This is a genomic window from Solidesulfovibrio sp. (genome assembly GCF_029978005.1).
In the GTDB taxonomy this organism is placed as follows: Bacteria; Desulfobacterota; Desulfovibrionia; order Desulfovibrionales; family Desulfovibrionaceae; genus Solidesulfovibrio.
The window spans coordinates 25,161-38,844 of record NZ_JARKOZ010000137.1; the positions used below are offsets into that span (position 1 = coordinate 25,161).

12 protein-coding genes and 1 tRNA gene are annotated in these 13,684 nt (G+C 67.3%); 5 read left to right on the plus strand and 8 right to left on the minus strand.

The features are described 5' to 3' along the window. Nucleotides 1-10: 10 nt before the first annotated feature. Nucleotides 11-844 (minus strand): alpha/beta hydrolase, encoded by an 834-nt coding sequence (locus Q1K70_RS15470; RefSeq protein WP_300161339.1) that lies wholly within the window; start codon nucleotides 842-844, stop codon nucleotides 11-13. A 162-nt stretch (nucleotides 845-1,006) separates the two neighbouring features. On the opposite strand from Q1K70_RS15470, the gene Q1K70_RS15475 reads away from it, so the two are divergent. After that, nucleotides 1,007-2,785 carry a methyl-accepting chemotaxis protein gene (locus tag Q1K70_RS15475; RefSeq protein WP_300161341.1) on the plus strand — a complete coding sequence of 593 codons (1,779 nt, stop codon included), beginning with the start codon at nucleotides 1,007-1,009 and terminating at the stop codon, nucleotides 2,783-2,785. A gap of 173 nt (nucleotides 2,786-2,958) precedes the next feature. Here Q1K70_RS15475 and Q1K70_RS15480 read toward each other — a convergent pair whose 3' ends face one another. The 7 genes from Q1K70_RS15480 to Q1K70_RS15510 all read right to left on the minus strand — a co-directional run bounded on the left by Q1K70_RS15480 (nucleotide 2,959) and on the right by Q1K70_RS15510 (nucleotide 11,231). Next, nucleotides 2,959-5,340, minus strand: coding sequence for a bacteriohemerythrin (locus Q1K70_RS15480; RefSeq protein WP_300161342.1), 2,382 nt, complete (start codon nucleotides 5,338-5,340; stop codon nucleotides 2,959-2,961). A 104-nt stretch (nucleotides 5,341-5,444) separates the two neighbouring features. Then, the gene (locus tag Q1K70_RS15485; protein WP_300161344.1) at nucleotides 5,445-6,230 is read right to left on the minus strand and encodes an amidohydrolase family protein; all 786 of its coding nucleotides are present in this window, start codon (nucleotides 6,228-6,230) and stop codon (nucleotides 5,445-5,447) included. A gap of 23 nt (nucleotides 6,231-6,253) precedes the next feature. Then, on the minus strand, nucleotides 6,254-6,688 hold the full coding sequence (locus Q1K70_RS15490) for a thioesterase family protein (protein ID WP_300161346.1): 435 nt from the start codon (nucleotides 6,686-6,688) through the stop codon (nucleotides 6,254-6,256). 10 nt (nucleotides 6,689-6,698) lie between these two features. Beyond that, nucleotides 6,699-7,898 carry a cofactor-independent phosphoglycerate mutase gene (locus Q1K70_RS15495; RefSeq protein ID WP_300161349.1) on the minus strand — a complete coding sequence of 400 codons (1,200 nt, stop codon included), beginning with the start codon at nucleotides 7,896-7,898 and terminating at the stop codon, nucleotides 6,699-6,701. 69 nt (nucleotides 7,899-7,967) lie between these two features. Next, nucleotides 7,968-8,609 carry a DJ-1/PfpI family protein gene (locus tag Q1K70_RS15500; RefSeq protein ID WP_300161351.1) on the minus strand — a complete coding sequence of 214 codons (642 nt, stop codon included), beginning with the start codon at nucleotides 8,607-8,609 and terminating at the stop codon, nucleotides 7,968-7,970. A gap of 151 nt (nucleotides 8,610-8,760) precedes the next feature. Further along, nucleotides 8,761-10,062 carry a homoserine dehydrogenase gene (locus Q1K70_RS15505; protein WP_300161353.1) on the minus strand — a complete coding sequence of 434 codons (1,302 nt, stop codon included), beginning with the start codon at nucleotides 10,060-10,062 and terminating at the stop codon, nucleotides 8,761-8,763. Continuing rightward, nucleotides 10,059-11,231, minus strand: a complete 1,173-nt coding sequence (locus tag Q1K70_RS15510; RefSeq protein WP_300161355.1) for an aminotransferase class I/II-fold pyridoxal phosphate-dependent enzyme — start codon at nucleotides 11,229-11,231, stop codon at nucleotides 10,059-10,061. The genes Q1K70_RS15505 and Q1K70_RS15510 overlap by 4 nt, the downstream gene beginning before the upstream one ends. A 154-nt stretch (nucleotides 11,232-11,385) precedes the next feature. On the opposite strand from Q1K70_RS15510, the gene Q1K70_RS15515 reads away from it, so the two are divergent. The 4 genes from Q1K70_RS15515 to Q1K70_RS22175 all read left to right on the plus strand — a co-directional run. Then, a tRNA-Ser gene (locus tag Q1K70_RS15515) sits at nucleotides 11,386-11,480 on the plus strand. Between the two features lie 321 nt (nucleotides 11,481-11,801). Further along, nucleotides 11,802-12,539 carry a DUF2461 domain-containing protein gene (locus tag Q1K70_RS15520; RefSeq protein ID WP_300161357.1) on the plus strand — a complete coding sequence of 246 codons (738 nt, stop codon included), beginning with the start codon at nucleotides 11,802-11,804 and terminating at the stop codon, nucleotides 12,537-12,539. 405 nt (nucleotides 12,540-12,944) lie between these two features. Beyond that, nucleotides 12,945-13,370 carry a hypothetical protein gene (locus Q1K70_RS15525; RefSeq protein WP_300161359.1) on the plus strand — a complete coding sequence of 142 codons (426 nt, stop codon included), beginning with the start codon at nucleotides 12,945-12,947 and terminating at the stop codon, nucleotides 13,368-13,370. Continuing rightward, nucleotides 13,328-13,684 (plus strand): nickel-dependent hydrogenase large subunit (locus Q1K70_RS22175; protein ID WP_366521715.1); only part of this gene is annotated, 357 nt, incomplete at its 3' end. The genes Q1K70_RS15525 and Q1K70_RS22175, both read left to right, overlap by 43 nt.

Consider the following 13,684-nt stretch of genomic DNA (forward strand, 5'->3'; position numbering starts at 1 on the left):
GCCGAAACGACTATCCCCTGGCCTCGCGACAGCATTCGCCGAGCAGGCCGTAGAACTCGCCGGTCATGGCCTGCATGAGGAAATGGCAGTCCGTGGGAAACGGCCGCGTCGTCACGCCGATTTCCTGCAGAAAGGCCAGGGTTTCCGGGGCCACGTCCCGGCCGTGGGCGTAGATTGCCGGCACGGACAGCTTCGAGAGCGCCTCGCCGGCGGCATGGCTCCATTTGCCGGGCAACGCCTTGGCCGTGCGGCGCACGGCGAGCACCGTCTGGAGGAACGCCTCCTGGCCGCAGAAGCGCAACGACGCGTAGTAATGGCGGCAAAAGGGGAAGCGCCCCAGGTAGTCGCGAAAGATCACCTGCTCCCGAAACTCCTTGTACCACTCCGGGAAACGGCCCGACAGCCGGGCCGCCTCGGCGTGGGCCGTGACGAAGGAGCCGAACCGGGTGACCGAGGCCTCGGCCAGGATGAGCCGCCCCACCTCGCCCGGCGGGGCGTCGCGACAGAAGTAGATGGCCGGGATGCCGCCCACGGAATGCCCGACCAGGAGCAGCGGCGACGGGCGCAGGCCATGAGCGTCGGCCAGGTGGTCGATGACGGCCCGCAGCCTTGCGGCGCTGGCCTCCATGGAGTAGTCTCGACACCCGGGGCTTGCGCCGTGGCCGGCCATGTCCCAGACCACGATGCTCGCCCCGTCGAGGTAGCGCGTCTCGAAGGCGTCCTCGAAAGCCAGGTGCGAATCGCCGAGGCCATGCAGGCAGATCACGGCCGGCGCACGCCCCAGGGCGATCCTGGCCCGAACGAACGCCATGCCGTCTCCGGTCGGCACGAGGATGTCCAGCACGTCCCCGTCCCCACGCCTGCCCGCTGCAACGAATTTCGCCATATTCTTGACCGCGACCCCTCGATCCCTGTAACTCTACCCGTAATCGTCGCGATTCGCCAGCAGCAGCCAGGGCGCCTCGCGCACGGGCCACTCTCACCCTTACACACGCGGACGGTTCGCATGAAACTGACGATTTCGGCCAGACTGGGATTGGGGTTCGGGCTTGTGCTGGCGGCCATGGCCACGGGCACGCTGCTGCTCTCGGCCTCCCTTGACGAAGTGCGCCGCCAGGCGACGCGCATTCACGACGAAACCCTGCCCATGGCGGACGTGGCGGCGCGCATGCAGTTCGAGTCCGTCAACGTGCAGCAGTTCCTCACCGACGTTTCCGCCACGGGCGAAGAGGACGGGTTCGGCGAGGCCGAGAAGGCGGCCCGGACCTTTCGCCAGGGCGCGACGCAATTCCTGGAGGTGGCGCGACGACGCGACGACGCGGCCATGCGCCGGGAAATCGAGGCCATCGCCGCGGACTTCGAGGCCATGTACGAAGTCGGCCTACGCATGGCCAAGGTCTACATCAAGGACGGCCGCGAAGCCGGCAACGCCCTCATGGAGGACTTCGACAAGCGCACCGAGGCCCTTTCCGAGCGCATCAATCCCCTCAAGGAAGGCCAGTTCGCGGCCACCGGCGCGCAGGTGACGGCAGTGGTCGAAGCCCTGGCCTCGGACCTCAAGCTGCAATACCTGCTCTTGGCGATTTCCCTGGCCATCGGCGCGACCACGGCCTGGCTGGTGTCGCGCGGGATCCTGCGCCAGCTCGGGGCCGAGCCCGAGGCCGTGGCCCACCTGGCCCGGGAGGTGGCGGCCGGTCGTTTCGAAAACGTCCAGCTCGCCTGCAAGGCCAAGCGCCACGACTGCGGCGTCATGGCGGCCATGACCGAAATGGCCGAGAAGCTGCGCCGCTCCTTCGAGGCCATCGAGGCAGAGAGGAAAGCCGCCGAAGCCCGGCGCGAGGAAGCCGAGACCAGCCGCCGCGAGGCCGAACAAGCCACGACCCGGGCCGAACGCGCCCGCCTCGAAGGCATGGCCGAGGCGGCGGCGAGGCTCGAGGACCTGGCCGACGTGGTGGCCCGGGCCGGCAACGCCCTGACCGACCGCGTGGCCCAGGTGTCCGGCGGCTCAAGGCGGCAGCACGACCGCACGGCCGTCACGGCCACGGCCATGGAGGAATTGAGCTCCATGGTCGTGGAGGTGGCCCACAACGCCGGCCGGGCCACGGAAAGCGCCCAGGCCGCCCGGGAAGGCGCCCGCCAGGGGCTCACCGCCACGGACGAGGTCACCCGCTCCATCGACCAGGTCCGGGAGCTTTCCGTGGGCCTCAAGGCCAGCCTCGACGCCCTGGGCGAGCGGGCCAAGGGCATCTCGGCCATCATGGGCGTCATCTCCGACATCGCCGACCAGACCAACCTGCTGGCGCTCAACGCCGCCATCGAGGCGGCAAGGGCCGGCGAGGCCGGGCGCGGCTTCGCCGTGGTCGCCGACGAGGTGAGAAAGCTGGCCGAAAAGACCATGCAGGCCACGGGCGAGGTGGCCTCGGTGGTGTCCGCCATCGACGGCGCGGTGCGGGAAAACGTGGCCGGCATGGACGCGGCCGTTTCCGCCGTGGCCGCGACCACGGAGCTGGCCGGAAAATCGGGCGAGTCCCTGCGCCACATCGTGGCCATGACCGAGAAGACCACCGAGGAGATCCGGCTCATCGCCACGGCCACGGACCAGCAGACGGCGGCCTCGGACGAGATCAACCGCGCCCTGGCCGACATCAGCCTCGTGTCCGAGGAGACGGCCCGGGGCATGGACGACGCCCAGGAGGAGCTCGACCGCCTCTCCCAGTCGGCGGCCAGACTGGCGGGCCTCATCGAGGACCTGCACGGCCAGACGCCCCAGACCCTGTCCCGCTGACCGGCGCCGAGGGCCGCATCCCGGAACGGTTCGCCAATATACTGAAAAAAACAAGGCATATAGCAATGTGGTCCTCGGACCAAGCTAGGCTTATTCGAGGACTCGACCCAAGCCCATGAAAAAAGCCCGGAGCGCGCCGACGCTCCGGGCTTTTCTCGCGAACGGGAAAGCGTCTACAGCACGCCGCGTTCGTTGAAGAACGGGCCGTATTTCTTGTCCGTGCCCTTGATGTGGCCGACGAGCCAGTTCTTGAGGAAGTTCATGACCTCGGTGGTCAGAGCGGCCCGGTTGGCGCGGAAATCGTTGCCGAAGGCGATGACCTGGTCCACGAACTTCTCGTGCTCCTTGCGGTGGTTGAGATAGCCCGGGTACTTGTGCTTCTCCATGAGCTTCTCCTCGAAGCCGAAGTGCTCCACCGCGTACTCCTCCAGCTCGCGCAGGATCGGCTCCACATGATCCTTGCCCTTGCCCGAGCGCATGGCCTCGTGCAGGTCGCAGATCATCTGCACGAGCTTTTGGTGCTGTTCGTCGATGTCCTTGATGTTCACGGCCAGGGACTGGTCCCATTGGAGGATGGCGCTGCCGATGGAGCAGGCCTTGGACCCGCCGTTGCCGGCGGCCGCCTTGGCCGGGGCGGAGCGGGACGGCGGCGTCGCGGCCGCCCTGGCGGACGACGGGGCCGGCAGCGCCTTGGGCCTGGCCGCCGGGAGCGGCCTGGCCTTGACCGGAGCGCGCGTTCCCGCCGGCAACGGCTTGGCCGCCGGGCGCGAGGCCGGCAGCGGCGTCCGGGGCACGGCGGTCACGGCGCGCGCCGCGGCCGAGACCACGCGGCGGGTCGTCCCCTCCTCGCCGGTCATGCGGCGGATGACGTCGTCGAGCTCCCCGGCCAGGGACGAAAGGGCGGTCAGGGCGGCGATGGCGGTTTCCATGCCGCCTGCGGTCTCTCCGGCGATGTGGTTGACCTCTTCCACGGCCCGGTTGATCTCTTCCGAGGTGGCGGACTGTTCCTCCGAGGCCGTGGCGATGGACTCGACCTGGGAGGCGGTGGTTTCCACGATGCCGACGATCTCGTCCATGAACCGGCCCGAGGCGGCGGCGGCCTGCGTGCTTTCCTCGATGCCGGAGGCGGCGGATTCCACGGCGGCGATGTTTTCCCGGGCCTGGCCCTGGATGGAGGCCACGGCGTCGCCGACCTCCTTGGTGGCGGTCATGGTCTTTTCAGCGAGCTTTCTGACCTCGTCGGCGACCACGGCGAAGCCGCGCCCGGCCTCGCCGGCCCTTGCCGCCTCGATGGCGGCGTTTAAGGCCAGCAGGTTGGTCTGATCGGCGATGTCGGAAATGACGTTCATGATGTGGCCGATGTTGTCGGCCTTTTGTCCCAGAAGCGTCATGGACTCCTTGAGCTCCAGGATGCGCTGGCGGATGTTCTCGATGGAGGTCACGGCCGAGCGCACGCCCTCGGCCCCGGTGATGGCCTTGGCCTTGGCCCCGTCGGCGCTGGAGGCGGCCGAAGCGGCGTTCCTGGCCACCTCGAGCACGGTGGCGTTCATCTCTTCCATGGCCGTGGCCGTCTCGATCATGCGGTCGCGCTGGTGGCTCGCGCCGTCGGCCACCTGCCGGGCCTCGGCGAGCAGGTTGCCCGAGGCGTCCATCATGGATTCGGACACGCCCCGCGCCTTGCCGGCGGCCTCGGACATCTTGGCCAGGAGCTCCTGGCCCCGCGCCTCCTGTTCCCGGGCGGTTTCGAGGGCCTTCTCGGCCTCTACGGCGTGTTCCTCGGCCTCGACCCCCTTCTTGCGCGCCTCGGCCATGTTCGCCTCGATCGCCGTCACCATGCGGGACAGGGAGTCGCGCAGCTCCGCCAGTTCCGGCGGGTAGTCGCCCTTGGGCGCGACCTTGAGGTCACCGCCGGCCACGGCCGTGGCGAATTCGCGCAGCCGGGCCAGGGGCCGGTTGAGGGTGCGGCCAAGCGTCGCCAGCACCAGGAAGAAAATCACCGCGCCAACGGCCAGGCAGATGACCTCGATAGTCATGAGCCGGCCGAGATCGCTCTGGTCCTCGCGCAGCACTTCGTCCAGGGCCTTGTCCAGCGCGCCCGTCAGCTTCCCGGAGGAGGCCATGACGTTTTCCAGGGCCGCGTCGTCGAACTTGCCCGACAAGGCATCGACGGACGCGGCGAACACCTTGATCAGCTGGCTGGCGTCGGCGTACAGGGCCGCGGCCTCGGGTTCGGGCTCCTCGATATGAAAGGTCTTGGAACCAGCCGAAAAATCGCCGCCCTTGGCCAACACCGCCGCGGCCCGGTCCATGGTCTCGAACCGGGGGCGGAAGGCGGCGGACCAGGCGGAAGCGTCCTTGGCGGCCGCGTTCTGGCGCGCCTTGACCACGGCGTCCTTGGCGATCTGATGCACCATGTCACGCTGCATGGCCGTCAAGGCGACGGTCTGGCCGTCGGCCTTCTGATCCGAGTAGACGCGCCAGGTGGGCACGAACATGAGACAGCTCAAAAGGAACATGACGCCAAGCGAGCAGAGGATCTGCAATCGGATGCTCATCGACGGTACTCCTTGAGCCCCGGCCGCAGAGCGGCTCCCTGACTGTCCGCCGGGGCTTCGTCGTTCCAGCACGAGGCCCCCGGGGAAGTCAATGGACATTTTCGTCATCGGAAAAGTGCGCTTCCTGCCGCAAGGATGGCCTCGAGCTCGGCGTCGCGAAGGGAGAGCCGCTTGCGCAGCCGCGCGATCTCGACGCCCGGGTCGAACAGCGGATAATCGCTGCCGAAGAGGATGCGCTCGCGGGGATGGGCGGCCACGATGCGGGAGAGCGTGTCGTCGTCGATGAAGGCCATGGTGCTCGACGTGTCGATGTACACGTCCTTGCCGGCCAGATGCTCCAGCACGTATTGCCAGTGCAGGTAGCCGCCCATGTGGGCGGCGATCACCGTAAGTTTGGGGAAGTCGCGCAGGATGGCCGCGACCTTGGCCGGGCAGGAATTGTTCTCCTCGGGCGGCAGCCGGTCGCCCACGTGCAGCATGACCGTGAAGCGGCCGGACAGGGCCTCGAAGATGGGCCAGAGCCGGTGGTCGTCCAGGCGGAAGCCCTGGAAGTCGGCGTGGAACTTGATGCCCTTGATGCCGTTGCGCCACAGCCGCTCGAGCTCGCGCTCGAAATCCGGGAAATCCGGGTGCAGCGTGCCGAAGGAGATGATGGCCGGGTTCTCGCGGTGGATGCGGATGGCCCAGTTGTTGGCCGGCACGACCTGCGCCGGGGCCGTGGCCGCGTTGTGGACCACCACCTTGTCGAGGCCGGCCGCTTTGGCCCGGGCGAGCAGGTCGTCGATCTGCCCGGTGCCCACGGGGGGGATGCCGTAGTGCCCTTCGAGCTGGGCCAGGACCTTGTCCGCGATCTTCGGATGATAGGCGTGCGTGTGGATGTCGATGAACATGGTGCCTGATGCGAGGGAGAAGGTTAAGCGGTGAAAAGCGCCCGCAGCCAGTCCGGCACGGCCATGGGCCGGCCGCTTGGCGCGGTGCAGGCATGGAGCGTCTCGCCCGCGGCCAGGAGCACGGAGCCTTCGGGGGGGCCGTAGAGCTGGTAGGCGAAGGCGATGGAGGCGCGGCCCCAGGCGCTCACGGCGGTGCGCACCACGACCTCGTCGTCGTAATGCGCCGGCCGCAGGTAGCGCACGGCCAGGTCGCGCACGGGCAGCCACACTCCGCGCGCCTCGACCTCGGCGTAGCTCATGCCGCGCTCCCGGATGAAATGGCCCCTGCCCCGCTCGAACCAGTGGGGATAGTGCCCGTAATAGGCGTAGCCCATGCGGTCGGTCTCGCCGTAGGAGACCGTCAGCGCCAGCCGGGAATCGGGCGAGGGAAACTCCTCGGGCTTGAGGAAAAGCGCCATGACCGTCCGCCTAGTCGTTGCCGTTTCCGGCCCAGGCCGCGGCCCGGGGCAGCAGGGCATGTCCCGGGGCGACGACGAGGCCGGTTTTCGCCGCCTCGCGTTCGCTGAAGGCGGCCACGCCCGAGGGCGTTACCCCCTGCTTCCAGAAAAGAAAAGGCACGGGGTCGGCCGTGTGCGTGCGGATGGCGATGGGCGTGGGGTGGTCGCAGGCGATCAGGAACGCCGCCTCGTCCCCGAGCGCCGCCAGCATGGGCGCGACCACCCGGGCGTCGAACCGGGCCACGGCCTCGGTCTTGGCCGCGGCGTCGCCGCCGTGGCCGCACTCGTCCGGGGCCTCGACATGGACGAAGACGAAATCGCCGTCTTTTAAAAATTCCAGCGCCGCCGCCACCTTGCCCTCGTAGTTGGTGTCGAGCAGCCCCGTGGCCCCGGGCACGTCCAAAACGGCCATGCCGGCGGCCCTCCCCAGGCCCTTGACCAGGTCCACGGCCGAAACCACCGCCCCGCGAAGGCCGAAGGCGGCGCGGAAATCGGGCAGCGTCAGCGCCCGGCCCTGGCCCCAGGGCCACACGGCGTTGGCCTTGCTCGGGTTGTCCGGGCCGGCGAGGATCTCCGCCGCCCGGCGCACGAAGTCCCACAGGGCCGGGGCGCGGCGCATTTCGGCCAGGTCCGGGGCGATGCCCCGGTCCGTGATGTCGTGGGGGGGGCGCACGGCCAGCCCCGCCTCCTCCCTTCCGGCCGCGCCCCGGGCAACGAGCAGGTGGCGGTACTGCACGCCCGGATAAAGCGCGTACCCTTCGGGCAGGCATTCCCGGGCCAGGCGCTCTACCAGCCGCGTGGACGCCTCCGTGGCGATGTGCCCGGCGGAATAGTCGCGCATGAGCCCGTCGTCGGAAAATTCGCTCACCGTCACGGTGTTGAGCCGAAAGACCACGTCGTCGCCGGCCAGGGCGAGCCCCACGGCCGCCGCCTCGATGGGGCCGCGCCCGGTGTGGTGGGCGGCCGGGTCGAAGCCGAGCAGGGACATGTTGGCCACGTCCGAGCCCGGGGCCATGCCCTGGGGAACGGTGCGGCAAAGCCCGACCCGCCCTTCCCGGGCCAGGCGGTCCATGACGGGCGTATCCGCCGCCTCCATGGGCGTCCTGCCGCCCAGGGCCGCGACGGGCAGGTCGCCCATGCCGTCGGCGATGAGGAAAACGAGTTTGGACAAGAAGAGCCTCCGGCGGCCAGAGGGAAACTTTTTGGAAAAAGTTTCCCTCTGGACTCCCTTCAAAAACTTTTAATGGGGGGGCAATTGCACCCGGCGCTTGTTCCCCTCGGGGCAGAAGTATTCCAGGTGGCGGGCGGTGGCTTGGGCCACGGGCTCGCCGAAAAAGCGCGCGATCAGGCGCAGGCCGAGGTCGATGCCGGCGCTGATGCCGGCGCTGGTGACCACGTCGCCGTCCTCCACCACATGCTGGTCGCTTACGACCGTGACGTCGGGGTAGGAGGCGCGCATCCAGTCGAGGGAGCGCCAATGAGTGGTCGCCCGCCGGCCGGCGAGCAACCCCGCCTTGCCGAGCAGCATGGAGCCGGTGCACACGCCGGCCACGGTCCCGGCCCTCGCCCCCGTGTCCCTGATCCAGCCGACGAGCGCCTCGTCGTCAAGGGCGGCGCGTACGCCCCAGCCGCCCGGAACGAGCAGCACGTCCGGCGCGGGGCAGTCGCCGAGCGTCACGTCGGGCAGAAAGCGCGCCCCGTTGGCGCTGGCCACGGGATCGACGTTCGCCGCCGCGAGCCGGACGCGAAAAGGCGACGGCTCCTCGCGCCGCTTCGCCTCGTCCAGGCGGCAGGCGGACAGGGCCTCGTAGGGGCCGCAGAAATCGAGCAGCTCCACATCCGGAAACACCAGGATCGCCACCTCGATGCGCCGTCCGTCCATAGACTCGCCTTTCCCCTCTCCAGCGAAAAACCGGCTTGCGCCGGCCCTTGCTGTCCCAATTCATACCTCCCCCCTTGCGGGGTGGTCCAGGAGGGGCACTGCCCCTCCTGGCCGCCGGAGGCATTCTTTTATTCTTTTCTTCTTCCCTTCCCTACAACACCCGGAAATGCACCGTTCCCGGCTTGATGAAGGGCATGTCCACCGCGTCTTCGAGCACGCCCCGGATGGCGCGTTCCGTGGCTTCGTGGGTGAGGAACACGATGGGCACGTAGCCGTCCTCGGGCTCGCCCTTCTGCACGGCCTGGCGGATGCTCACGCCATGCACGCCCATGGACTTGGAGATGGCCGCCATGACCCCGGGCTGGTCCTTGACCGTGAAATGGATGTAGTGCGGGCACACGGCGTCGTCGAGGTCGAGGACGTCGGCGTCGGGCAAGGGCTCGGCGACGAAGCCGGTGTTGTTGGGCGTCATGCCGGCCCGGGACAGGGCCATGATGTCGGCCAGCACGGCGCTGCCCGTGGGCAGGTCGCCCGCGCCCCGGCCGTGCAGCAGGATGGAGCCGGCGGCGTCGCCCTCCACGCGCACGGCGTTGTAGGCCCCCTTGACGCTGGCCAGCAGGAAGTCCTGGTGCACGAGCATGGGGCACACGCCGGCCACGAGCTTGCCGTCGGCCTCGTGGACCTGGCCGATGAGCTTGATGGTGTAGCCGAACTCGCCGGCGAAGCGGATGTCCTCGGGGGTGACGCGGGTGATGCCTTCGACGAACAGCCGCGACAGCGGGAGGTTGCGGCCGTAGGCCAGGCGGATGAGCAGGATGAGCTTGTGGGCGGCGTCGAGGCCCTCGATGTCCAGCGTGGGGTCGGCCTCGGCGTAACCCAGCTCCTGGGCCTTGCGCAACGCGTCGGCGAAGGGCAGGCCCTTGTCGCTCATGCTGCTGAGGATATAGTTGGCCGTGCCGTTCAGGATGCCGATGATGCTCTTGATGCGGTTGCCGGCCAGAGACTCCTTGAGGGTCTCGACGATGGGGATGGCCCCGGCGCAGCTGGCCTCGTAGTAGAGCCCGAGGCCCTTTGCGGCGGCCAGGGCGAAGAGTTCCGGCCCGCGCTCGGCGAGCAGGGCCTTGTTGGCCGTGACCACGTGCTTGCCGGCACAAAGGGCCTTGTGGATGAGCGCAAAGGCTGCGTCGATGCCGCCCATGAGCTCGACCACGATGTCGATGTCCGGATCGGCCACTAGGTCGGCGGGATCGGCGGTCAGGGCGACGCCGGCGGGCAGGGTCACGGCGCGCGGCTTGGCAAGGTCGCGCACGAGGACCTTGCGCACGACGAGACCGCGCCCCAGACGCCGCCTGATCCAGTCGGCGTTGCGCTCCAGGATGGCCACGAGGCCGGACCCGACGGTGCCGAGTCCGGCCAGTCCGATACGAACGGGGGCGTCGCTTGCGGCGTTCATCCGGAAAGCACCTTTTTTATGCCGCGCATGGCCTGGTTGATGCGATGGCGGTTTTCCACCAGGGCGAAGCGGACGTGGTTGTCGCCGAAATGGCCGAAGCCGAGTCCCGGCGAGACGGCGACGCCGGCCTCGCGCAGGAGCAGCTTGGAGAATTCCACCGACTTGAGGTGGGCGAATTCCTCCGGGATCTTGGCCCAGACGAACATGGTGGCCAGGGGCGCGGGCACGTCCCAGCCGGCCCGGCTGAGGCCCTCGATAAGCGCGTCGCGGCGATCCTGGTGGACGTCCATGATCTCGCGCACGCACTCCTGCGGGCCGTTCAGGGCCACGGTGGCGGCGATCTGGATGGGCTGGAAGATGCCGTAGTCGAGATAGCTTTTGATGCGGGTCAGGGCGTGGACCATCTCCGGGTTGCCGCAGCAGAATCCCACGCGCCAGCCGGCCATGGAGTAGCTCTTGGTCAGCGAGAAGAACTCCACGCCCACGTCCTTGGCCCCCTTGGCCTGGAGGAAGCTCGGCGGCTGGTAGCCGTCGAAGCCGAAGTCGGCGTAGGCGAAGTCGTGGATCACCATGATGTCGTGTTCCTTGGCGAAATCCACGATGCGCTGAAAGAAGGCGACATCGACCGTGGCCGTGGTCGGGTTGTGCGGAAAGGAGATGATGAGCAGCTTGGGCTGGGGCCAGGTCTGTCTGGTGGCGGCCAGCAGGTCCTCGATGAAGTCGCGGTCGCAGCTGATGGGGATGCGTCGCACGTCCGCCCCGGCGATGATGCAGGAATAGGGGTGGATGGGGTAGGACGGGTCCGTGGCGAAGACGACGTCGCCGGGCGAGAGCATGACCAGAGCCAGGTGGGCCAGGCCTTCCTTGGCGCCCATGGTGACGACGGCCTCGGTTTCGGGATCGATGTCCACGTCGAAGCGGCGCTTGTACCAGCCGGATATGGCGTTTCGCAGGCCCTTGATGCCTCGCGAGGCGGAATAGCGGTGGTTGACGGCCTTTTGTGCGGCTTCGACGAGTTTTTCGACGATATGGGGGGGCGTGGGCAGGTCGGGGTTGCCCATGCCGAGGTCGATGACGTCTTCGTTGCGCCGCCGCATCTGCATTTTGAGTTCGTTGACGGTGGCGAAGACGTATGGCGGTAGGCGCTCCATACGCGCGAACTTTTTCATGCCCTGGACTCCTTTTGAGGGGGCTGGCTGATGCCGAGGGGGGAGCATAGCCGGGGGGCCGGCGCTCTGTAAAGGGCCAGAAGCAAAGGATGTGCACGACATGGCGGAATTTTTCTTGACCGTCGGGGGGCAAGTGTTTATCAAGCCGTGTTGCGGAGAGGTGGCCGAGTTGGCCGAAGGCGCTCGCCTGCTAAGCGGGTAACGGGGCTTAAACCCTGTTCGAGGGTTCAAATCCCTCCCTCTCCGCCAGATTTCCGGAAAAGCCGTCCAGCGCTGGGCGGCTTTTCGTTTTGACAGAGCCGCGTCGCGAGCAGCGGTCCCTGCCCTCCCTTTCTGTCGATCGCCCCGGCCTACAGGCATTTTCCGCCGTCCGAGAACGCCGTTTTCCCGGGGAAATCCCCGGGAATCTCGTGGCTTGCATGGCTCGGTCCTTCCGCCCGGATGACGCGGCTCGCTCTTTCCGCTACAGAGGCGGCCAGGCATGGTCCACTGGCGACCTTTCGACTGGCGGGCCCCCGCGCGCAGTCGCTTCCTTTTCCTCCTCAATGCAGAGCCTAAAAAGGAAACCGCATGGCCGAAGCAGCCCTCCCCTCCCCTTTTACCAATGCCTCCATACAATTTCTGCAAGAACTTGCCGCAAACAACAACAGGGAATGGTTCGCACAACACAAGCAGGTATACGAACAGGCCGTACAGGTTCCCATGCGGCAGCTCGTCGCCAAAATCGCGCCCGCCATGCTCGACATCGACCCCGAACTGGAAGTCAACCCCCGGTACGGTGCGATCTCGCGAGTCGTCCGTGATGTCCGATTCTCAAAAGACAAATCGCCCTATCGCGTGAACCAGTGGATCGCGCTGAAACGGCCAGAGCAAGATTGGTCGACCAGACCGGCCTTCTTCATGGAATTTTCTCCGGAGGGCTACCGTTACGGCATGGGATCGTATGTGGCGACGGCGGCGGGCATGCGCGCGGTCAGGGACCATATCGAGTCCGCTCCCAGAAAATACCTCCAAGCCATGGAGCAAGCCCGGCAAGCCGGGTACGCCGTCGAGGGCGAGCGCTACAAGCGGCCGCGCCTTCCCGAGGGACAGCCCGACCTGATTTTGGAGTGGTATCGGAGGAAGAACATCTATGTCGTCATCAACAAGCCCCTCGATGCGGACTTCTTCAGTCCGAAGTTCGCCGCTCTTCTCGAAAAGGCATTTGCGGCCGCAGCTCCGCTCTATCATTTGTTGCTGATCGCGAAGGCGAACGAGCAATCGCCACAGGAGAAAGAAGCGAAAACAGAGAAAGAGGCGGCGTGGTGAGGGAAAGGCAGGACCGAAGTCCGGCTCGGGCCTGAGGCCCTGACCGTGGCGCGCTTCACGACAAGCCGACTCGTGCCCCGCTCCCAAGGGCGGCAGGCCGGGAATGGCGGGCGGCGCAGACGGGCATGCCTCCTGTGGCGGCTCTGTCCGGTTCAGGCGATGCGAAAATTTTCGGTCAGGCCGGCGGCTTTTTCAACGGGGACCATCAAGGGTGCCTGCCCACAACATGCGAATTTCACGGGGAAAATTCCGCGCGACGGCAAGCCGAGAAGAGGCTGTGCGGGCGATCATGGCGTGCCCACCTTGACAGAAGGGAATAACGGACCGACTTGGGAGAATGACAGAGGAGGCTTCCCGGATGGCAACCGGAAATGCGGTCCAACGCCTCTTTCCAAGGAGAAATCCATGTCCAGGAACATATGGCTCCGGCTGCTCCTCGTCCTTGGCCTCTTGGTCGCCAGCGCGGCCTCGGCCTGGGCGGAGGACGTCGCCGTCAAGGTGCGGCAAAAGGAAGGAGTCGGGTCCTATCTCGTCGACGGCAAGGGCCTGACGTTGTATTACTTCACCAAGGACTCGCCGGGGAAGTCCGTGTGCACGGGCGAGTGCCTCGGCAAATGGCCGCCGCTTCTGTCCGAGGGCGTGACGGTCGGCGAAGGGCTCGAGGCCAAGGACTTCGGCACGCTGGCCAAGGACGACGGCAAGCAGGTGACCTATCGCGGCTATCCCTTGTATTACTTCTTCAAGGACGCCAATGCCGGCGACACCAACGGCCAAGGCGTTGCCGGGGTATGGTTCGTCATCGACCCGGCGAACTTCCCGCCGAAGAAGTAGCCCTGGGCTACGTTCTCAACGCTGTTACGAAGCAGCATCGCTTGTTCAGACGGACGTGCGACAAGGCGACATTCCAACAACCTGTTCAGGCTCGGGAGCGCAACCACGCTTTCGGGCCTTTTCATTGCTCCCGGCCTCATCATTCGAAAACGAAAAGCCACGCCGTCACCCGCGGCGGGTTGTCGCACTGGGTCCGCATCGAGGGCGGCAGGACGGCCAACTACCAGTTGGTGGTGCCGAGCACCTGGAACCTGGGGCCGCGGTGCGGCGCGGGCAAGCTCTCGCCCGTGGAGGAGTCGCTGGTGGGCGTTGCG

Excerpts from the sequence above, each read along its gene's own strand:
- Q1K70_RS15520 (WP_300161357.1), top strand. The coding sequence starts at position 11,802 with ATGGCCGAAGCAGCCCTCCCCTCCCCTTTTACCAATGCCTCCATACAA.
- Q1K70_RS15485 (WP_300161344.1), bottom strand. The coding sequence starts at position 6,230 with ATGTTCATCGACATCCACACGCACGCCTATCATCCGAAGATCGCGGAC.
- Q1K70_RS15500 (WP_300161351.1), bottom strand. The coding sequence starts at position 8,609 with ATGGACGGACGGCGCATCGAGGTGGCGATCCTGGTGTTTCCGGATGTG.
- Q1K70_RS15475 (WP_300161341.1), top strand. The coding sequence starts at position 1,007 with ATGAAACTGACGATTTCGGCCAGACTGGGATTGGGGTTCGGGCTTGTG.
- Q1K70_RS15505 (WP_300161353.1), bottom strand. The coding sequence starts at position 10,062 with ATGAACGCCGCAAGCGACGCCCCCGTTCGTATCGGACTGGCCGGACTC.
- Q1K70_RS15480 (WP_300161342.1), bottom strand. The coding sequence starts at position 5,340 with ATGAGCATCCGATTGCAGATCCTCTGCTCGCTTGGCGTCATGTTCCTT.
- Q1K70_RS15525 (WP_300161359.1), top strand. The coding sequence starts at position 12,945 with ATGTCCAGGAACATATGGCTCCGGCTGCTCCTCGTCCTTGGCCTCTTG.
- Q1K70_RS15490 (WP_300161346.1), bottom strand. The coding sequence starts at position 6,688 with ATGGCGCTTTTCCTCAAGCCCGAGGAGTTTCCCTCGCCCGATTCCCGG.
- Q1K70_RS15510 (WP_300161355.1), bottom strand. The coding sequence starts at position 11,231 with ATGAAAAAGTTCGCGCGTATGGAGCGCCTACCGCCATACGTCTTCGCC.